Source organism: Luteimonas colneyensis (assembly GCF_014836665.1).
GTDB classification, from domain to species: domain Bacteria; phylum Pseudomonadota; class Gammaproteobacteria; order Xanthomonadales; family Xanthomonadaceae; genus Luteimonas; species Luteimonas colneyensis.
The window spans coordinates 1-19,416 of the sequence record NZ_JACSQJ010000001.1; the positions used below are offsets into that span (position 1 = coordinate 1).

Annotated in this window: 14 protein-coding genes; 6 read left to right on the forward strand and 8 right to left on the reverse strand. The window is 72.2% G+C overall.

What is annotated here, in order from left to right:
- Positions 1-293 precede the first annotated feature (293 nt).
- Together H9645_RS00005 and H9645_RS00010 are read right to left on the reverse strand one after the other, a co-directional pair.
- Entirely contained in the window at positions 294-2,372 is a 2,079-nt protein-coding gene (locus H9645_RS00005; RefSeq protein ID WP_191728414.1) for a M13 family metallopeptidase, read from the reverse strand.
- A gap of 139 nt (positions 2,373-2,511) precedes the next feature.
- Positions 2,512-4,350 (reverse strand): monovalent cation:proton antiporter-2 (CPA2) family protein, encoded by a 1,839-nt coding sequence (locus H9645_RS00010; protein WP_191727711.1) that lies wholly within the window; start codon positions 4,348-4,350, stop codon positions 2,512-2,514.
- Positions 4,351-4,559: 209 nt separating this feature from the next.
- Here H9645_RS00010 and H9645_RS00015 point away from each other — a divergent pair, with 209 nt between their 5' ends.
- The gene (locus tag H9645_RS00015; RefSeq protein WP_191727712.1) at positions 4,560-5,990 is read left to right on the forward strand and encodes a DEAD/DEAH box helicase; all 1,431 of its coding nucleotides are present in this window, start codon (positions 4,560-4,562) and stop codon (positions 5,988-5,990) included.
- Positions 5,991-5,996: 6 nt separating this feature from the next.
- Here H9645_RS00015 and H9645_RS00020 read toward each other — a convergent pair whose 3' ends face one another.
- The 3 genes from H9645_RS00020 to trxA form a co-directional block, all read right to left on the reverse strand.
- A complete protein-coding gene (locus H9645_RS00020) occupies positions 5,997-8,066 on the reverse strand; it encodes a bifunctional serine/threonine-protein kinase/formylglycine-generating enzyme family protein (RefSeq protein WP_191727713.1) in 2,070 nt (689 codons plus the stop codon).
- 73 nt (positions 8,067-8,139) lie between these two features.
- The gene (locus H9645_RS00025; RefSeq protein WP_225217892.1) at positions 8,140-8,583 is read right to left on the reverse strand and encodes a DUF4442 domain-containing protein; all 444 of its coding nucleotides are present in this window, start codon (positions 8,581-8,583) and stop codon (positions 8,140-8,142) included.
- A 30-nt stretch (positions 8,584-8,613) separates the two neighbouring features.
- A complete protein-coding gene (gene trxA, locus H9645_RS00030; RefSeq protein ID WP_191727715.1) occupies positions 8,614-9,489 on the reverse strand; it encodes a thioredoxin in 876 nt (291 codons plus the stop codon).
- A gap of 122 nt (positions 9,490-9,611) precedes the next feature.
- Between trxA and H9645_RS00035 the strand changes: the two genes are divergently transcribed.
- Entirely contained in the window at positions 9,612-10,205 is a 594-nt protein-coding gene (locus H9645_RS00035) for a DUF998 domain-containing protein (RefSeq protein ID WP_225217893.1), read from the forward strand.
- A 17-nt stretch (positions 10,206-10,222) separates the two neighbouring features.
- Here H9645_RS00035 and H9645_RS00040 read toward each other — a convergent pair whose 3' ends face one another.
- Positions 10,223-11,929 (reverse strand): sensor domain-containing diguanylate cyclase, encoded by a 1,707-nt coding sequence (locus H9645_RS00040; RefSeq protein ID WP_191727717.1) that lies wholly within the window; start codon positions 11,927-11,929, stop codon positions 10,223-10,225.
- 88 nt (positions 11,930-12,017) lie between these two features.
- Here H9645_RS00040 and leuS point away from each other — a divergent pair, with 88 nt between their 5' ends.
- Positions 12,018-14,777 carry a leucine--tRNA ligase gene (gene leuS, locus H9645_RS00045; RefSeq protein WP_191727718.1) on the forward strand — a complete coding sequence of 920 codons (2,760 nt, stop codon included), beginning with the start codon at positions 12,018-12,020 and terminating at the stop codon, positions 14,775-14,777.
- A gap of 2 nt (positions 14,778-14,779) precedes the next feature.
- On the opposite strand, the gene H9645_RS00050 is transcribed toward leuS, so the two are convergent.
- Together H9645_RS00050 and H9645_RS00055 are read right to left on the reverse strand one after the other, a co-directional pair.
- Positions 14,780-15,130, reverse strand: coding sequence for a hypothetical protein (locus tag H9645_RS00050; protein WP_191727719.1), 351 nt, complete (start codon positions 15,128-15,130; stop codon positions 14,780-14,782).
- Complete coding sequence (locus tag H9645_RS00055; RefSeq protein WP_191727720.1) at positions 15,127-16,842, reverse strand: LTA synthase family protein; 1,716 nt, start codon at positions 16,840-16,842, stop codon at positions 15,127-15,129. The genes H9645_RS00050 and H9645_RS00055 overlap by 4 nt, the downstream gene beginning before the upstream one ends.
- Positions 16,843-17,070: 228 nt before the next feature.
- Here H9645_RS00055 and H9645_RS00060 point away from each other — a divergent pair, with 228 nt between their 5' ends.
- Genes H9645_RS00060 through nadD form a run of 3 tightly spaced genes read left to right on the forward strand, consistent with a single transcriptional unit; the run spans position 17,071 to position 19,401 of the window.
- Positions 17,071-17,700: an LPS-assembly lipoprotein LptE gene (locus H9645_RS00060; protein WP_191727721.1), complete on the forward strand. Its 630-nt coding sequence runs from the start codon at positions 17,071-17,073 to the stop codon at positions 17,698-17,700.
- On the forward strand, positions 17,690-18,727 hold the full coding sequence (gene holA / locus H9645_RS00065; protein WP_191727722.1) for a DNA polymerase III subunit delta: 1,038 nt from the start codon (positions 17,690-17,692) through the stop codon (positions 18,725-18,727). The genes H9645_RS00060 and holA overlap by 11 nt, the downstream gene beginning before the upstream one ends.
- Positions 18,724-19,401: a nicotinate-nucleotide adenylyltransferase gene (nadD, locus tag H9645_RS00070; protein WP_318240459.1), complete on the forward strand. Its 678-nt coding sequence runs from the start codon at positions 18,724-18,726 to the stop codon at positions 19,399-19,401. Before holA ends, nadD begins: the two co-directional genes overlap by 4 nt.
- Positions 19,402-19,416: the final 15 nt, after the last annotated feature.

Genomic DNA, 19,416 nt, shown 5'->3' on the forward strand with positions numbered 1-19,416 from the left:
CAACGTCTTTCCAGACCGCGGGAAAGGTGGTGCCCGGTGCGGGCGCAGGGGGGATGCCCAGAGCCGGCCATGGATGGCCGGCGGCCGGAAGTGGGAGCAGGACAGCGCAGATTCCGGCTGGGCATCCCCCCTGCGTCCGCGCCGGGCCGCCGCAGCTTCCCGAATCCCCCCTGCGCCCGCGCCGGGCCGCCGCAGCCCGAAAACACCAACGCGAGCATTCACCCGATGGGGCGAAGAACCAGAAAAAAGGCCCGGCGGTTGCCGGGCCTTTTCGTGACGCCAATGACGCGGGATTACCAGATGACGACCTTCGCGTCGCCTTCGCGCACCATCGCGTCGCCGGCCTTGCACTGGAACGCCGCCGCGAACGCCGGCAGGTTCGAGGGCGCGCCGATCGCGCGGAAGTTCGCCGGCGCGTGCGGATCGGTGGCGATGCGCACCTTCAGCTCCTCGTCGGTGAAGTTGCGGCGCCACACCGTGGCCCAGTTGGCGAAGAAACGCTGGTCACGCGAAAGTCCCTCGATCATCGGGTCCTCGCTGCCCTCGGTGGCCTTCTTCATCGCGTCGTAGGCCGTGGCCAGGCCGCCGAGGTCGGCGATGTTCTCGCCCAGGGTCAGCTTGCCGTTGACGTGCAGGCCGGGCGCGGCCTCGTAGGCGTTGAACTGGTTGACCAGCTTGTCGGTGCGGCCGGCGAAGCCCTTGGCGTCCGCGTCCGACCACCAGTTCCGGAACTTGCCGGTGGCGTCGAAGCGGCTGCCCTGGTCGTCGTAGCCGTGGGTCATCTCATGGCCGATCACCGCGCCGATGCCGCCGTAGTTGAGCGGGTCGTCGGCGTTGGCGTCGAAGAACGGCGGCTGCAGGATCGCGGCGGGGAACACGATCTCGTTGGCCAGCGGGTTGTAGTAGGCATTGACCATCTGCGGCGGCATTGCCCATTCGGTCTTGTCCACCGGCTTGCCGATCTTGCCCAGCGACCACTTGTAGTTGAACTCGTTGGCGGCCAGCAGGTTGCCGATGTAGCTGTCGCGCGAGGTGGCCAGGCCCGACCAGTCGCGCCACTTGTCCGGGTAGCCGATCTTGGGCGTGAAGCTGGCCCACTTCTCCAAGGCCTTGGCCTTGGTCTCGCCGGACATCCACTCCAGGTTCTCGATGCGCGTCTTCAGCGCCTGGCCGAGGTTGGCGACCAGGGTCTCCATGCGCTCCTTGGCCTCGGGCGAGAAGGCGACATCGACGTACATCTGGCCCAGGGCTTCGCCGGTCTGGCCGGTGATGGTGTCGAGCACGCGCTTGCCGCGCTCCTTCATCTCCTTCTGGCCACGCAGGGTGCGCGAGTAGAAGTTGAAGTTCTCCTCGGCGAAGGCGTCGGCAAGGTAGGGCGAGGCGCTGTCGACGGTGTGGAAGCGCAGGTAGGACTGCCAGGTCGCGGGCGCGACGTCGCCGAGCATGCTGCTGACCTCGGCGTGGAATTCCGGGATCGCGAGCGAGAACTTCTCGGGCGCGGCCAGGCCCTGCGACTCGAAGAACTTCGTCCAGGTGAAGTTGGGGGCCAGCGTGTCGGCATCGGCCAGGCTGACCGGGTTGTAGAACAGGCCGACGTCGCGCGACATCTCCTCGCTCGACTTCGATACACGGGCCAGGCGGGTCTCGAACGCGACCACGTCGGTGGCCTGGGTGGCGGCGTCGGCGGCCGGCACGCCCGACAGTTCGAGCACCTTGGCGACGTGCGCCTGGTAGGCCTCGAGCTTGTCCTTCTTGTCGGCGTCGAAGTAATAGGTCTTGTCGGGCAGGCCCAGGCCGGCCGGGAAGGCGTAGGCGATGTTCATGGACGAGTCCATGAAGTCGGCCTCCGGGCCGAAGCCGAACAGCGTGAACTGGCCCTTGGCGGCGCTGGCGCGCAGGTAGTCGGCGATCTTCTCCGGCGCGTCCAGGCCGGCGATGGTGGCCAGCTCCGGCTCGAGCGGCGCGATGCCCTGGGCGTTGATGGCCTCGGCGTCGGTGCCGGTGGCCCACAGGTCGCCGACGATCTTCTCGACGCCGGTGGCGCCTTCGATCGCCGCGGCGTGCTCGGCCAGCTGGCGCTGGATCGCCTGCGAACGCTCGTCGAGCATCTCGAACGCGCCCCAGGAGGTGCGGTCGCCCGGCACCGGGTTCGCGGCCAGCCAGGTGCCGTTGACGTAGGCGCCGAAGTCGGTGCAGGCGTTGCCGTTGGCGTCGAAGTCGGCGGCCTTGAAGCTGTTCACGCCCGGGAGCGTCGACTCGTCGAGGGTGAAGCCGGGGACTTCCGGCGCGGCGCCCTCGGCCACGGTGGTGGCGGGCGTGGCGTCGCGCTGGCAGCCGGCGACGACGCCGGCGATCGCCAGGGACAGCAGCAGGAACTTCGGTGCGGACTTGGAAGCGTGGCTCATGCGGACTCCGCCCTTGCGGGCATGGCAATAGGGAACGGCCGTCCCCGAGGGGGCGGCCGGGGGTCGAATGTACGCCCGTGCCGCGGGGCGCGCAGGGTGCAGAAGGTCATGCGCCGGGTGCGGGCGGGCCGGCGGGGTCGTCGCCCGGCTCGCCGTCGGGGCCTAGGACGCGCGCCTGGCGCCGGGGCGTGGTCAGCGGGGTGGGCTTCGGCCCGGTATTGGTGCGCATCATCCCGGCGCCGGCGCCGAACCCCGCCATGCGTTCGAGCTCGAAGCGCTCGACCTCGAGCTTGCGCACCTCGGCGGTGACCCGTGCGGCCTCGCCGGGATCGACGTCGAGTTCGCGCAGCGCCGCCTCGCCGAACTGCAGGGCGGCGGCGAAGGTCTCGCGGATGGCGACGTCGACGCCGGCCGCGACCAGCTTCAGCTTGTGCGCGCGATCGTATGCGCGTACCAGCAGCCGGGCCTGCGGGAACGCGCCCTTCGCCAGCTCGACGATGCGGTCGGCCGCGCCGGCGTCGTCGACGCAGACCGCGATCGCGCGCGCGCTGCCGGCGCCGGACGCATGCAGCACGTCCAGCCGGGTGCCGTCGCCGTAGTACACCTTGAAGCCGAACGAGGCCGCGCTGCGGATCATGTCGACGTCGCTGTCGATGATGGTGACGTCGACGTCGCGCGCCAGCAGCGACTGGCTCATGACCTGGCCGAAGCGGCCGAAACCGATGATCAGCACGCTGCCGGACTGTCCGGAGGCCGGCTCGACCCCGTCCATCGACGCCGCGCGCCGGCGCCTTGCGCCGCGGGTCACGAGGATCGCCAGCGGCGTCAGCGCCATCGACAGCACCACCACCGCGGTCATCGCGTTGTTGACTTCGCCGGGGATCACGCCCGCCGACTGCGCCGCGGAGTACAGCACGAACGCGAACTCGCCGCCCTGGGCCATCAGCACCGCGCGGTCCATCGCGTCGGCATGGCCGGCGCGCAGCGCCCTCGCCACCGCGTAGATGCAGGCGGCCTTCGCGCACATCATCAGCGGCACCGCGAGCAGCACGAAGCGCCAGTCGGCCGCGACCACGGCGAGGTCCAGCGACATGCCCACGGCGAGGAAGAACAGCCCCAGCAGCAGGCCGCGGAACGGCTCGATGTCGGCCTCGATCTGGTGGCGGAAGGTCGACTCCGACAGCAGCACGCCGGCGATGAAGGCGCCCATCGCCATCGACAGCCCGCCCATCTCCATCAGCAGCGCCGCGCCCAGCACCACCAGCAGGGCAGCGGCGGTCATCACTTCGCGCGCCCGCGCGGTGGCCAGCAGCCGGAACAGCGGATTGAGCAGGAACAGGCCGGCGGCGACCAGCGCCGCCAGCGACGCGGCGGCGATCGCGATCGACAGCAGGCGCGAGCCGCCGTCCCCGGCGACCTGGGCCGGGGCCATGAAGGCGACCAGCGCCAGCAGCGGCACGATCAGCAGGTCCTCGAACAGCAGGATCGAGACCATCTTCTGGCCGCGCGGCGTGGCGATGTCGCCGCGCTCGGCCAGCATCTGCATCACGATCGCGGTCGAGGTGAGCACGAAGCCCGACGCGGCGATGAAGGCCACCGCGGGGCGCAGCCCCAGCAGCAGGCCGCAGCCGCTCAGCACCAGCGCGCAGGCGCCGATCTGCAGCGGGCCGAGGCCGAAGATCTGCCGGCGCAGCGCCCACAGGTGCGAGGGCCGCATTTCCATGCCGACCACGAACAGGAAGAGGACCACGCCCAGCTCGGCCACGTGCAGGATGGCCTCGGGACGCGCGAACAGGGCGAAGCCGAAGGGCCCCACCGCCACGCCCGCGGCCAGGTAGCCCAGCACCGAGCCCAGCCCCAGTCGCCTGAACAGCGGCACGGCGACCACCGCCGCCGCGAGCAGGACGACCACGTGGAACAGCTGGGACGTATCGGCGGCGGCCATGTTCACGTATGATGCACCGGTTGGCGCACGGCAGTCCGTTATCCGGTCATTGCCCAGCCGCGGCCCCGCACGGCGCCCCGGCCCTTTAACTCCCGCACGTCTCTCGTCGCGCAGACACGGCCCGGACCTCTCCGGCAGCCGTCAAATCCATTGCCCGCCGCGCGGATCACGGAAAGCGCCGGGCAAGCCGCGAACCAGGAGTTGTATCCATGTCCGAATCCCGGACCTTCGAGGCCCTCGGGCTCTCGTCCGCGCTGCTGCGCACGCTCGAAACGAGCGGTTACACCGTTCCCACCCCGATTCAGGCCCAGGCGATCCCGCTGGTGCTGGCCGGCCACGACGTGCTGGGCGCCGCCCAGACCGGCACCGGCAAGACCGCCGCCTTCGGCCTGCCGATGCTGCAGCGCCTGTCGAAGGAGACGCCGCCCAAGGGCCCGCGCAAGCCGCGCGCCCTGGTGCTGGTGCCGACCCGCGAGCTGGCGGTGCAGGTCGCCGACAGCCTCAAGGAGTACGGCCGCCACCTGCGCATGAACGTCACCACCATCTTCGGCGGCGCCGGCATGCAGCCGCAGATCGACAACCTGCGCCGCGGCGTCGACATCCTGGTGGCCTGCCCGGGGCGCCTGCTCGACCACATGGACGCGGGCCACGCCAAGCTCGACGCCGTCGAGGTCCTGGTGCTGGACGAGGCCGACCGCATGCTCGACATGGGCTTCCTGCCGCAGATGAAGCGGATCATGGGCCGGGTGCCGAAGCAGCGGCAGACGCTGCTGTTCTCGGCCACGTTCGAGGCGCGCATCAAGGCGCTGGCGCTGGAGTACATGCAGTCGCCCAAGCAGGTCGAGGTCGCGGCGCAGAACACCATCGCCGAGACCATCGTCCACCGCGCGCACCCGGTCGATTCGGCCAGCAAGCGCGACCTGCTGGTCGACATCCTGTCCGCGCGCCACACCGACCAGGTGCTGGTGTTCGGCAAGACCAAGCACGGCTGCAACCGCCTGGCCGAACAGCTGGAGAAGTCCGGCCTGCCGGCGGTCGCCATCCACGGCAACAAGAGCCAGGCGCAGCGGCAGAAGGCGCTGGACGCGTTCAAGGCCGGGCGCGCCCGGATCCTGGTCGCGACCGACGTCGCCGCGCGCGGCCTGGACATCCCCAACCTGCCGCTGGTGATCAACCACGACCTGCCGATGGTGGCCGAGGACTACGTGCACCGCATCGGCCGCACCGGCCGCGCGGGCGCGACGGGCGAGGCGCTGTCGCTGGTGTCGCCGGAAGAGGGCGCGCTGCTCAACCAGATCCAGAAGATGCTGAAGGCCGAAATCCGCATGGACGTGGTGGCCGGCTACGAGCCGAGCCGCCCGATCCGCCTGGATGCGCCGATGCCGCCGCAGGGTGGTCGCGGCCAGAGGCCTGCGGGCCAGCGTGCCGGCGGCCAGCGTCGTGGCCCGCCGCAGGCCGCTGGCGACCAGCGCGCCGGCGAACAGCGTCCGAGCCGTGCGGGCAAGCCGGCGCATCGCCAGGGCGGGCACGGCAAGGCCCAGCCGCCGGCGGCGCAGGCGCACGCCGGGCCGAAGGCGCCGGGTGCGCGTGGCCGTGGTAGCCGCGGGCGTGGCGGCCGGGGACGTTCGACGGGGAGCTGAGCGCGCTCAGCCGCCGCCGAGGTCGCGGACCAGCCGGAAGCCGACGTCGTCGAAGCCACGGTCGGCTTCGCGGCCGTCGGTCGTGGCGGATTCGTCGCGCCAGCTGGCCCCGCTGGCCACGCGCTGCTCGCAGCTGCCGCTGCAGTCGACGTTCCATTCGGCGATCCGGCGCGACCCGCCGGCCGCCGGCAGGCGCGACCACTCGGTGGACGTGGCCAGGCGATACGCGATTCCGTCCCGCTGGCCCAGCCACTGGGCGTAGGCGCGCGCGTCATCCCATGACACGCAGACCGCGGGGTCGCCGCCCTTCTGTTCGAAGCCGGGGCTGCGCCAGTTGCGCGGCGCCACCACCCGCAGCAGGGAAGCCCGCTCGCGGCAGCGCGCGGGTGCGCGGCCGGTCGCGTCGGCGAAGGCCGCGAACTCGTCGCGGCTGACCGGCCGGCGCATCGTGCCCAGGCGGATCCCGCCCTGCTGCACCAGCACCATGTCCACGCCCTTGCCGCCGAGGCGTTCGCCGGGCAGGGGAATGGCGCGTGCGCGCTGCTCGAGCTTCGCCAGTGCCGGTGCGTCCAGCCCCATCCGGCGCGCCGCCCCGATGGCGTCGAGCGCGTCGGCGCGGTCGTAGTCCGCGGCCGCCCGCTCCACGCGCGCGGAGACCACCTTCTCCACGCCCGCCATCAGTGCGCGCAGCGCGTCGCCATCGGCGCGCGAGGTACGCGAGGCCAGCTGGCTGGCCTGCATGACGGCGGTACGCGCGTCATCGGTGTCGCCGCGGGCGAAGGCGCGCTCGGCCCTGGCGCCGAGCGCGGCGATCAGGGTGTCGATCGCGGGGCCGAGCCTGAGGTGGCCGGCGTCGGCCTGCCAGGCGTTGAGCAGGCTGGTATAGGCATTGTCGCCGGCAGGCGCCGACAGGCGGCCCGCGCGCATCTGGCGCTCGGCCGTCACCAGCCAGCGCTCGGCGTCCGAGGCGGGCGCCGCGCGCAGCATGGCGTCGTCGGGGCTGCCGGCCACCGCGGCCGGCAGCGGCGCCAGCGACGGTCCGGCGGAGCCGTCCGGGCCGCCCGTTCCCGGCTGGCCGGCGTCGTCGGCGGCACGGTAGAAGGCCTGCGTCCCGTCGCGGCCGTGCAGCCAGGTGCCCGCGGCGATGGCGACGACCGCGACGAGGCCGACGCCGGCCCAGGCCGGGGCCGGCAGCCCGCGCAGGCGTTCGCCCAGGCCGGTGACGGCGCCGCGCAGTCCGCCGTGGCCGCGCGCCGGGATGTGCTCCAGCGCCTCGAGCATCTGCGTGGCGTCGGCAAAGCGGCGGCCGGGCGCCTTGGCCAGCGCCCGGTCGATGAAGGGCTGCCAGTGGCGCAGCGCCGGGGGCAGGCGCGGGATCGGGTCCTGCACGTGCATCACCGCCATCGACAGCGCGTCGGCGGCGTTGTACGGCAGGCTGCCGACCAGCATCTCCCAGGCCAGCACGCCGACGCTGTAGAGGTCGGCGCGCGCGTCCACGCCTTCGCCGCGGGCCTGCTCGGGCGGCATGTAGGCGGTGCTGCCCACGGCCAGGCCGGCGGTGGTCACGCGCGAGCCGTAGCCGCGGCGCAGCGCGATGCCGAAGTCGGCCAGCAGCGGCCGGCCGCTCTCGTCGAACAGCACGTTCTCGGCCTTGACGTCGCGATGCACGACGCCGCGCGCGTGCGCGTACTGCAGCGCCGACAGCAGGCTGCGCAGGATCCCGCGCACCGCGTCCTCGTTGCCGCGCAGGTCGCGCTGGCCGAGGTGGCCGCGCGGCAGGTAGGGCATGGCGTAGTAGGGCAGGCCCTCGGTGGTCCGGCCGACGTCGTGGATGCCGACGATGTTGGGATGGTCGAGGCGGGCGATGGTGCGCGCCTCGTTCTCGAAGCGCCGGCGGCCGACCTCGTCGGACAGCGCTTCGGGCAGCATCACCTTGATCGCGACCTCGCGTCCCAGCGACAGCTGCTCGCCCAGGTAGATCGTCGACATGCCACCGGCGCCGACGACGCGCGCGAGCCGGTAGCCGCGGATCTCCGGCATCGGTTCGTCGATACTGCCTGCATTGTCCTGCGTCATCCGGGCCCCCCTGAGGCGACGTCGAGGATAGCGGCCCCGGCCCCGGATGTGATGAATGCCATTGCGACGACGGTCACGCGCCGGGGCTTCCATTCCTCCGGTCCGGCTTGCGGCGCACGTAGACCTGCTTGCGCACCGTGGCCACCACGTCGCCCTCGCCGTCGACGATGTCGTTCTCGAACCAGTGCAGGTACTTCCCGCCGTCCGCGGTCGCCTCGCGCATGGTGCCGAGCACGTCGTCGCCGAGGTCGAAGCGCGCGTGCACCGTGCCGCGTCCGGGCTTGAGGAAGCGGATGTCCGCGGCCTGGTCCCAGACGTAGTAGTCGCGGCCGAGCGCATGCATGGTCAGCAGCATCCAGAACGGATCGGTCATGGCGAACAGGCTGCCGCCGAAGTGCGTGCCGACGTAGTTGCGGTTGTACCAGCGTCGGCGCAGCTCCACGCGGGCGTGGCGGTAGTCATCCGCCAGCGCGGTGATGTGGATCCCCGAGAACAGGAACGGCGGCCACGCGTTCATGCCGTGGCGCAGGATCGCCGCGCGCACCGGTCAGGAGAGCAGCAGCGCGGACATCTGCCGGCGGTAGCGGGAGACCAGGCCGGCGTCCTCGACGACGCGGAAGGCCTCGATCAGGGCCTTGCGCGGCAATCCGTCGTCGAAGCCGCGGTCGCGCCGCAGCATCTCCATGAACTGCTCCAGCGCCGCCTCGTGGCGGCCCTCGACCATGTGCCGGGCGCCGAGCAGGTGGCGGGCACGGAGGTCGGACGGGTCGGCAGCAAGCGCCGACTCGAGGCTGGCCGCCGGCGGTGCGTCGCGCAGCAGCGCCGCGAAGCCGAGTGCGGCGCGAGCACGCAGGGCGCGGTCGTCGGTGGCGAGGTTGGCGGGCAGGGCGTCGAGCAGGCGGCCGGCCTCGTCGGTGGCGCCGGTGGCGAGCAGGGCGAGGGCGAGGTCGAGCCTCAGTGCGTCGTCGTCCGGCGCGGCGGCGGATTCGGCGCGCAGGCGCTCGACTTCCGCGTGCGGATCCGCCGGCGCGGCTTCGGCGACGTCCGCGTCGTCGGCAGGCGCATCGGCGGGCACGATGCCGTGGCCGGCCAGGAACTCGCGCAGCTGGCCTTCGGGCATCGCGCCGGGGAAGCCGTCCACCGGCTGGCCGTCCCTGACCAGGATGATGGTCGGGATCGAGCGGATCTGGAACGCGCCCGCCAGCTGCTGCTCGCGGTCGACGTCGACCTTCGCGAGCACGAACGCGCCGTTGTATTCCGCCGCGAGCTTCTCGAGGATCGGGCCGACGGTCTTGCAGGGCCCGCACCATTCGGCCCAGAAATCGAGCAGGACCGGGACCTGGAGCGAACGGTCGAGGACGTCGGCCTCGAAGTTGTCGGCGGTGGCGTCGAAGGCGTGCGTGGCGGCGTGTGCGTGGGACATGGTCCGATCCGGAATGCGATATGCACGAGATTGTGCCAGTGCTTGCCGATTGCAAGCCGCCAGGGCGAGGATGCGCCCTTCCTGCACGGGCATCGCGACGCATGGCGGCAGCATTTCCGGACTTGAAGGATCGTGCGGCGCGCATCGCCGGCGCCGCCGCCGCGGCCTGCTTCGCGCTGGCGCTGGCGGGGTTCGGTGCGGCGCTGGACGGCTATGGCCACGCGGACTGGCCGGTGGCCGTGCTGGGCGCGGCCGGGGTTCCGCGCGCGGCCGGATTCAACCTGCTGGGCTACCTGGTGCCTGGCCTGCTCGCCGGGTTCGTGGCCCTGCACGGGCGCGCGGCGCTGCCGCGCGGGAGCGGCCTGGCAGCGCGCCTGGGCTGGTCGCTGGCACTGCTGGCGGCGCTGGCCTTCGCGGCCCAGGGGCTGCTGCCGCTGGATGCCTCGGCGCCGGACGCCGGACGCGGCCGACTGCATGGCGTCGCGTGGTCGCTGTGGGGCCTCGCGTTCGTCGCGGCCTCGGCGTTGCTGGCGGTGGCCGCGGCGCGTGGCCGCCGGCTGCCGGCGGCGCTCGGGCACCTGTGCGCTGGCGGGCTGGTGTTCGCGCTGGGCTGGCTCCCGGCCGACGCCATGCCGGCACCGCTGGCCCAGCGCCTGGCCTTCGCCGCCTGGCTCGCGTGGGTGGCCTGCGTGCCCAGGGGCCGGCCGGCGCGTTGAGGCGCGCGTGGTCGCCCTCAGGCGATGCCGGCTGCGGCGTGCAGGACCCGGTTGCGGCCTTCGGCCTTGGCCTGGTACAGCGCCGCGTCGGCGACCTCGAACAGCAGCTCCGGCGTCACGCCGTCGTGCGGGAGCGCCGCCACCCCGATCGAGACCGTGACCGGCCCCAGCGTGCGGCCGTTGTGCGAGATCGTCTGCTGTGACACGGCGCGGCGGATCGCTTCGGCGCGCGCGACCGCGCTGGCGGCGTCGGTCTCCGGCATCACGATGGTGAATTCCTCGCCGCCGTAGCGGCAGGCCATGTCTTCGGCGCGTACCAGCGAGGCGACGCAGCGGCCCACGTGGGCCAGCACCGCATCGCCCGCGCTGTGGCCCTGGCTGTCGTTGAAGCTCTTGAAGTGGTCGATGTCCAGCACCAGCAGCGCCAGCGGCAGGCGCCGGCGCTCGCAGCGCAGCATTTCGCGGCGCAGGCTCTCCTCGAAGTAGCGCCGGTTGAAGAGGCCGGTCAGCGGGTCGCGCAGCGACTGCTGGCGCAGGGTCTCGCGCAGCCGCAGGTTGGCGATCGCCAACGCCAGCTGTTCGCCCATCAGCTCGATGATGGTGGCGTCGTTGTCGTCCTCGCCGCCGTCGACGGGACCGCTGGCGTGGAGCATGCCCAGGGTCTCGCCCTGCGCGGAGAGGGGGATGCACAGCGTCGAGATCGCGCCCAGCGACGCGCCGTGCTCGAGGTGCGCGCAGCGGACGCTGCCGCCGGCGCGGTTGTGGTGCGGCTGGCCGCGGCGCAGTGCCCAGCAGTCGTCGGGCGGGAAGGCATCGCTGCTGGCGATGGCCGGCGTGCCGAAGCTGGCGCGGCTTTCGAGGAAGTCCCGGGATGCGCGCGCGAGGTAGCACTGCCCGCCGAGGTGCGGCAGCAGGCGCTCGAAGGTGCTGGAGGTGAGCTCCATGGCCTCGTCAAGGTTCTGCGCGCTCTGCAGCAGGCCGGTGTATTCGCTGATCGCCCAACGCTGCGCGGACAGGCGCTCGGTCATGGTCTGGGCCCGCTGCAACTCCGCCAGCGCCCCGCGGGCTTCGCGCTCCAGCCCGCGGTTGCGGCTGTTCTCGCGCGACAGGCTCACCAGCAGGGCCCAGAACGTCGCCAGGGACACCGCCAGGCTCAGCAGCACGAATCCGAGGAGCAGGTTGGCATTGCGGACGTTGGTCGCCTGGCGCTTGGCCAGCAGGTCGAGCTCGTCGGTGCGCATCGCCTGGCTGGCCGCGTTGACGCCGTGCATGCGCGCGACCAGTTCGTCCGCGCGCATGGCCGCGATCGCCGCCTCCTTGCCATCCCGGTCCTGGATATCGGCCAGTTCCTGCATGCGCTCGATCTGCTGGGTCGACTGTCGGAGCAGGGCCTGGGCGCGCGCGTTCTGCTTCGGGTTGTCGCTGGTGATCCGGACCAGTTCGCCGGCCGCCTCCAGCGCCTGCGGGGCCGAGCGGTCGAACTCGCTGCGCAGCGATGGGTGACCGGTGAGGCGGTAGCCCCGGCCCGCGGCCTGGGTGGCGGCCAGCCGCGACTGGCTGACTTCGAGCTTCTCGATGACCTGGTGGCTGTGTTCGACCCACCGGTTGCTCTCGGCCAGCAGCCGCACCCAGAACACGGTCGCCGCGGCCACCGCCACCAGCAACAGCAGGGCCGCGACGGAGGCGGCGAAGCGGTACGGCCGGAGTCGGGACGTCGGCGTCATGGCGCCATGATAGGGCGCACCGTCGCGTGGCGGGGGCGGTGGCCACTGGGGTAGGCTTGGCGGCCCCACTTTCCGCGGCAACCACGACGTGCCAGACCCCAGCGCAGCGCCCGAACCGACCTCCTACCGACCCGCCGACGTCGAGCGCGCGGCCCAGGGCTACTGGGCCCGGACCCGCGCCTGGGAGGTTGCCGAGGACGATCCGCGGCCGAAGTACTTCTGCCTGTCGATGCTGCCGTACCCGTCCGGCGCGCTGCACATGGGGCACGTGCGCAACTACACCATCGGCGACGTCATCAGCCGCCACAAGCGCATGACCGGGCACAACGTGCTGCAGCCGATGGGCTGGGACGCCTTCGGCCTGCCGGCGGAGAACGCCGCGATCAGGAACCGCACGGCGCCTGCGAAGTGGACGTATTCGAACATCGAGCACATGCGCGGCCAGCTGCAGATGCTCGGTTACGCGATCGACTGGTCGCGCGAGTTCGCCACCTGTTCCCCGGACTACTACGTCCACGAACAGCGCATGTTCACCCGGCTGATGAAGAAGGGCCTGGCCTACCGCCGCAACGCGGTGGTGAACTGGGACCCGGTCGACCAGACCGTGCTCGCCAACGAGCAGGTGATCGACGGCCGCGGCTGGCGCTCCGGCGCGCTGGTGGAGAAGCGTGAGATCCCGCAGTGGTTCCTGCGCATCACCGACTACGCCCAGGAGCTGCTCGACGGCCTCGACGCGCTGCCGGGCTGGCCGGATCCGGTCAAGACCATGCAGCGCAACTGGATCGGCCGCAGCGAGGGCCTGGAAATCCGGTTCCGCGTCGATGGTGAAGATGAGCCGCTGAGCGTCTTCACCACGCGCCCGGACACGCTGATGGGCGTGACCTTCATCTCCATCGCCGCCGAGCATCCGCTGGCGCTGAAGGCCGCGCAGGAGAACCTGAAGCTGGCCGCCTTCATCGACGAGCTGCGCCAGGGCGGTGTCTCCGAGGCCGAGCTGGAAACGCAGGAAAAGCGCGGCATGGCCACCGGCCTGTGGGCGATCCACCCGGTCACCGGCGAGGACGTCCCGGTCTACGTCGCCAACTTCGTGCTGATGGGCTACGGCACGGGCGCGGTGATGGCGGTGCCGGCGCACGACCAGCGCGACTGGGAGTTCGCCAAGACGCACGGCCTGCCGGTGCGCCCGGTGATCGTGCCGCCGGCCGTGCGCGACGCGCTGGCCGAGGTGATCGGCGACGTCGCGCACGATGCCGATCCGTTCCAGGCCGCGCTCGCGGGCGGCAGCGTGGATGCCTACGACACCGCGGCCGCGGTGGCGGTGGTGCGCGACTACCTCGACGGCATCGAGCAGCGCGAGGCGCATACCGAGCGCGGCTTCCTGATCAATTCCGGCGAGTACAACGGCCTCGACTTCGACGCCGCCTTCGACGCCCTGGCCGCGCGCCTGGAAGGCGAAGGGGCCGGCCGGCGCAAGGTCAACTTCCGCCTGCGCGACTGGGGCGTGAGCCGCCAGCGCTACTGGGGCTGCCCGATCCCGGTGATCTACTGCGCCGACTGCGGCGCGCTGCCGGTGCCCGAGGACCAGCTGCCGGTGGTCCTGCCCGAGGACGTGGCCGACGCCTTCGCCTCGGGCGTGGTGCAGTCGCCGATCAAGGCCGACCCCGAGTGGCGCCGGACCACCTGCCCGCAGTGCGGCGGCGCGGCCGAGCGCGAGACCGACACCTTCGACACCTTCATGGAGTCGAGCTGGTACTACGCGCGCTACACCTCGCCGGGCGCGGCGGACATGGTCGACGGCCGCGCGAAGTACTGGACGCCGGTCGACCAGTACATCGGCGGCATCGAGCACGCGATCCTGCACCTGCTGTACTTCCGCTTCTACCACAAGCTCCTGCGCGACCAGGGGCTGGTGGACAGCGACGAGCCGGCGGTGAACCTGCTCACCCAGGGCATGGTCATCGCCGACACCTACTACCGCGAGGACGCGAACGGCGCGAAGGAATGGTTCAACCCCGCCGACGTCGAGATCGAGCGCGACGAGCGCGGCCGCGTCACCGGCGCGCGCCTGGCGTCGGACGGCCAGCCGGTGCGCGTCGGCGGCACCGAGAAGATGTCGAAGTCCAAGAACAACGGCGTCGACCCGCAGGCCATGGTCGACCGCTACGGCGCCGACACCGTGCGCCTGTTCTCGATGTTCGCCTCGCCGCCGACGCTGTCGCTGGAGTGGAACGAGGCCGGCGTGGAAGGCATGGCGCGCTTCCTGCGCCGGGTCTGGCGCCTGGTGCACGACCACGCCGCTTCGCTGCAGGCCGGCGGCCGTCCGGCCATCGACGCCGCGGCCCTGACGGCGCCGCAGAAGACGCTGCGTCGCCACCTGCACGAAACGATCCAGAAGGTCGGCGACGACTACGGCCGCCGCCACAGCTTCAACACCGCCATCGCCGCGCTGATGGAGCTGCTGAACCACGTGGTGAAGGCCGGTGATGCCAGCGAAGGCGATCGCGCCGTGCGCCACGAGGCCCTGGAGGCCATGGTGCTGATGCTCAACCCGGTGACCCCGCACACCTGCCACGCGCTGTGGCAGGTGTTGGGCCACGCCGAGCAGGTCGTGGACGAGGTGCCGTTCCCGTCGGTCGACCCGGCGGCGCTGGTGCGCGACGCGGTGACCCTGGCGGTGCAGGTGAACGGCAAGCTGCGCGGCACCATCGAGGTCGCCGCGGACGCCGCGCGCGAGGCCATCGAGGCGGCGGCGCTGGCCGAGCCGGGCGTGGCGCGGGTCCTGGAAGGCCTTGCGGTGCGCAAGGTCATCGTGGTCCCCGGCAAGATCGTGAACGTGGTGGCCGGCTGAGCTCAGCCGGCGTCGCACGGCCCCTGCGTCAGCGTGCGCCTGGCCAGCGGGCGCCCCGACTTCGACACCAGGGTCACGGTCAGCCCGTCACCGGCCCAGGGGCCCGTGGGTGCCTCGCCCTCGCGGACCGAGGCCTGGCGCCAGTCCTTCATCGGGCGTCCGGGACCGTTGATCCGCAGCAGCGCGGGGATGGGTTCGTCCTCCGGGATGCTCCAGCGGACCGTCACCACCTTCGGGATCGTGCAGGAAGAGGTGTCGGCGACGATCTCCAGGTCCGCCCCGCGCGGTGAACAGGCCGACGCGGACAGCACAACGAGACCGGCGGCGAGCGCGCGGACGTGACGGCCGGTCATCGGACCCGCGCCTCGAAGCCGCCGGCGAGCTGGGCACGTGCGGCCGCCGTCATGGCTTTCGCCCCCGGCGAATCGGGCTTCTTCTCGTAGTCCCGGCCCATCATGGCTCCCATCTTCCTGCTGAAGTCGAAATAGGCGCTGTCGATGCCGGCCTCGTGGGCGACTTCGGCCGGCAGCTGCCAGGGGAAGGAGATCCTCCGCGCGGCCGGCCAGGTGTCGGCCCCCTTTCCGCGTACCAGCACCCACGGCGGTTGCTGGCTGCGGGCGGGCGCGCCGTCGACGAAGCCGAGCTCGGGATAGGTGGCGTGCAGCCCGGGCAGGTGGTCGCCGAAGAACAGCAGCAGGTAGGGGCGGTTGCGACGCTGCATGACGTCGAGCAGGCGCGCGAACTGCGCGTCGGCGCTGCCCAGGTGGTAGAGGAGGTTGCGCAGCTCCATGCCGGCCGCCTCGCCAAGTCCGTCGGGAAGGCGGATCCGCTGCCACGCGTCGGCATGGCGGGCCCTGTTCGCGTCATAGGGACCGTGGTTCTGCATGCTGATCGCGAAGGCGAACAGCGGGGTTTCATCCGACTCGAGCTCGGCGACCAGCAGGTCGGTCATGGACTCGTCGGAGTACCAGAGGCCATCCCTGACCCCGGCCTTGCCGAACTCCCTTGCGGTGATGAACTTCTGGAACCCCATCGGCCCATACACCGCCGAGCGGTTGTAGAACGATCCATGGTTGCCATGGATCGCCACGGTGCGGTAGCCGGCCTCGCGCCGGAGCAGCCGGGGCAGGGTGGGCGTGGCGCGCATGTCCAGCGCCAGGTAGGGGAAGCCGACGTCGGGGAAGGCCCGGTACGGCAGTCCGGTCAGGATCTCGAACTCGGTCCTGATCGTGCCGCCGCCGTAGGCCGGCACCGACATCGTGCCGCCATGCCCAGCTTCGATCCACTGCCGGACGTTGGGAATGTAGTCCTCGACGTCCTCCAGCCCGCGCATGATCCGCGGGTCGAAGAAGGACTCACTCAGCACCACGACGATGTCCGGTCGCATGCCGGCCAGGGGGCGCGGTCCGGCCTCCCCGGCGGGGGACGCCGCCAGCCGGCGTGCCGCGTCGCGCAGTGCCGTTTCGTCGACGTCGAAGCTGCGCGTCTTCCGCTCCAGGTGCTTGTCCACCAGGTCGGCCATCAGCCCGGAATGGAGGATGGCGGGCATGGTGGTGAACCGGGTGGGTCCGGCGGCCTCGTCCTGGTAGAGGCGCGGCCACGGCCATCGTGCCTGGGCAAGCGACGCGGCCGCGGCGACGGTCAGCGCCAGGAGCGCCAGCCGGCCCGGGCCGAGGTGGCGGAACCAGGGCTTCTCGCGCCACGCCACCAGGGCCAGCAGCCCCAGCCCCACGCACAGCATGGCCAGCAGCCGCCCGGGCTCCTCGACATACGCCCAGAAGAGCCTGATGCCCGCGAGGTCGATGCCCGTCAGGAAGTACACGTCCTCGAGTGCCACCGGCGTTTCGATCGTCCGCAGCTTGATGCGGGATGCTTCGTAGACCAGCGCCTGCAGCGAGAACCCCACCAGGAACGAGAGCAGCAGCCGCCGCGTCGCCACGAACAGGGCCAGGCAGACGAGCAACCCGGGCACGGCGTTGGCGGCGACGGTGGCCGGCACGCGGTAGGCATCCGTGGCCACGCCGATGGAGATCCTGTCGAGGTTCCAGGTCGCGAAGGCGAACAACAGCGGGAGCAGGACGGTCAGGGACCACCTGAGGCCGGCCCTCCATGGCATCCGGGGAGCGATCTGCGATCTCCTTGACTCCACGACATCTTCCACGCGACTGGCTGGTCCGACCGGCCCGCGGCCGTGTCATCATTTTGTCATGGAGGGCGGTCGGAGCGGCCGGCGGCGTGCACAGCCCGCCCGTCCCGGTTGCCGGCGCGCCGCCGCCTCGTCACACTGCGCGCCATGAGCCGACTCCTGCCGCTGCTGCTTGCCGCCATCATCCTGTCGCTGCCGGCGTGCGGCTTCCATCTCCGTGATCCACTGGAGCTGCCGCCCGACCTGGCCGGCGTGCAGGTCGTCGCGCGCAATCCCTACAGCCCGCTCGCGCAGTCGCTGACGCGCTCGCTGGAACGCGCTGGCTTCGAGGTCCCCGAGCGCGCGGGTGAAGGCATGGCGGTGCTGCGCATCCTGTCGGAGCGCTGGGACTCGCAGGCGATCAGCGTCGACCAGTTCGGCCGCGGCCAGGAATACAGCCTGCGCTACGCGGCGGTGTTCATGCTGCAGGATCCGGAAGGACGGGAGCTGGTGCCGGAGCAGGTGATCGAACTCTCGCGCGACTACGTGTCCCTGCCCAACAACTCGACGGGTTCGGAGAGCGAGCGCGAGATGCTGGCCCGCGAGCTCGAGCGCGACATGGCGGCGGCGGTGCTGCGCCGGATCGCGGCCGCGAATCGCGCCGAAGCCGCCCTGGCGCCGGATGCCGGGGCGACCGGAACCGACGCCGACGGAACCGATGACGTACCCGTTCCCGCGTCCGATGACGGGGACGACGACGGGACGCCGGAGGGCGAAGCGGCCGGCGATGGCGCGTGAGCTGAGCCCGGAGCAGCTGGCCGGCAGCGTCGCCCGCGGGGTCCTGGCGCCGGTCTATCTGGTGGCCGGCGCCGAGACGCTGAGGGTGCTGGAATGCGCCGACGCCATCCGCGCCGCGGCCCGCGAACAGGGCTATGCGGAACGCGAGGTGTTCGAGGTGGAGGGCCGCGACGTCGACTGGGACGGTCTCGAGGCCAGCCTGCGCGCGCCCAGCCTGTTCGCGGCGCGGCGGCTGATCGAGGTCCGGCTGCCGACCTCCAAGCCGGGCAAGCAGGGCGCGGAGGTGATCGCGGGCTTCTGCGCCGATCCGCCGCCGGACATCTGCCTGCTGGTCACAGGCGGCGAGTGGAGCCGGAAGCACGGCGGCAAGTGGAGCGAGGCGATCGCCGCGGTGGGCGCCATCGCGGTCGCCTGGCCGGTGAAGCCGCATGAGCTGCAGGGCTGGGTCGAGGGGCGCCTGCGCCGCCGCGGCGTGCGCGCCGACGCCGGGGCCGTGCAGCTGCTGGTGGAGCGGGTGGAGGGCAACCTGCTCGCCGCCGCGCAGGAGATCGACAAGCTGGCGCTGCTCGCCACCGACGGGACCCTCGATGCGGCGCGGATGCAGGCGCTGGTGGCCGACGCCGCGCGCTACGACGTCTTCCACCTGGTCGACGCCGCGCTGAACGGCCAGGGCGCCCAGGCGGTGCGCATGCTCGCCGGGCTGCGCGCCGAGGGCGAGGCCGTGCCCGCGCTCATGGGCATGGTGGTGATGGAGCTGCAGCGCACCGCCGCGCTGGCGCGGGTCAAGGCGCGCGGCGGCAACCTCGGCGCCGAGTTCAAGGCGCAGCGGATCTGGGACGCGAAGGAGGCGGCCTACCGGCGCGCGCTGGAGCGCCATCCCGTGGCGCGCTGGGAGCGCTTCGTGGCCGCGGCCGGTGAGGTCGACCGCGTGGCCAAGGGGCGCGGGGCCGGCGACGAATGGCTGCTGCTGGAGCGCCTGCTGCTGGCGGTGGCCGACGCCCGCGCGGTGCCGCTGCTGGCCGCGTGAGCCTGCTGGCCTGCTACGGCGGCAGCTTCGACCCGGTCCACCTGGGGCACATGGCGGTGGCGCTGGCGGTGCGCGACGCGCTCGACGCCGAGGTCGCGCTGCTGCCGGCGGCGGATCCGCCGCACAAGGATGCGACCCACGCCGGCGCGATCGCGCGCACCCGCATGCTGGAGCTGGCCATCGCCGGCGAGCCGGGCCTGCGCGTGGATCCGCTGGAGCTCGAGCGCGCGGGTCCGTCGTACAGCATCGACAGCCTGCGCCTGGTGCGGGCGAAGCAGGGGCCGTACCGTCCGATCGCCTGGGTGGTCGGCGGCGACTCGCTGCTGCGGCTCGACACTTGGTACCGCTGGCGCGAGCTGTTCGCGCATGGCCACGTGCTGGCGGTGGCGCGGCCGGGCTCGCCGGTCGCTCCGGACGACATCGCCGCGCGCGCCCCGGCCGTGGAGCGCGAGCTCGGCGCCCGGCGCAGGCCGCCGGACGCGCTGGCGGAGGCGCCGGCCGGCGGCTTCGCGGTCCTGGAGCTCCCCAGGCTGCGCGCGGAATCCTCCACCGAAGTGCGTCGCCGGATCGCCGCCGACGACGGCTGGGAATCGATGCTGCCGCCGGCGGTGGCCGGATTCATCCGCGAACGCCGGCTGTACGGATACGGGCCCGCGACAGGCCCTTCGCTATAATCCGCCGCCCCGCCA

Bases quoted from the DNA above. Each gene is read 5' to 3' on its own strand.
- H9645_RS00010 (WP_191727711.1), bottom strand. From the start codon at position 4,350: ATGGCCGCCGCCGATACGTCCCAGCTGTTCCACGTGGTCGTCCTGCTC.
- H9645_RS00015 (WP_191727712.1), top strand. From the start codon at position 4,560: ATGTCCGAATCCCGGACCTTCGAGGCCCTCGGGCTCTCGTCCGCGCTG.
- H9645_RS00020 (WP_191727713.1), bottom strand. From the start codon at position 8,066: ATGACGCAGGACAATGCAGGCAGTATCGACGAACCGATGCCGGAGATC.
- H9645_RS00025 (WP_225217892.1), bottom strand. From the start codon at position 8,583: ATGAACGCGTGGCCGCCGTTCCTGTTCTCGGGGATCCACATCACCGCG.
- trxA (WP_191727715.1), bottom strand. From the start codon at position 9,489: ATGTCCCACGCACACGCCGCCACGCACGCCTTCGACGCCACCGCCGAC.
- H9645_RS00040 (WP_191727717.1), bottom strand. From the start codon at position 11,929: ATGACGCCGACGTCCCGACTCCGGCCGTACCGCTTCGCCGCCTCCGTC.
- H9645_RS00050 (WP_191727719.1), bottom strand. From the start codon at position 15,130: ATGACCGGCCGTCACGTCCGCGCGCTCGCCGCCGGTCTCGTTGTGCTG.
- H9645_RS00060 (WP_191727721.1), top strand. From the start codon at position 17,071: ATGAGCCGACTCCTGCCGCTGCTGCTTGCCGCCATCATCCTGTCGCTG.
- holA (WP_191727722.1), top strand. From the start codon at position 17,690: ATGGCGCGTGAGCTGAGCCCGGAGCAGCTGGCCGGCAGCGTCGCCCGC.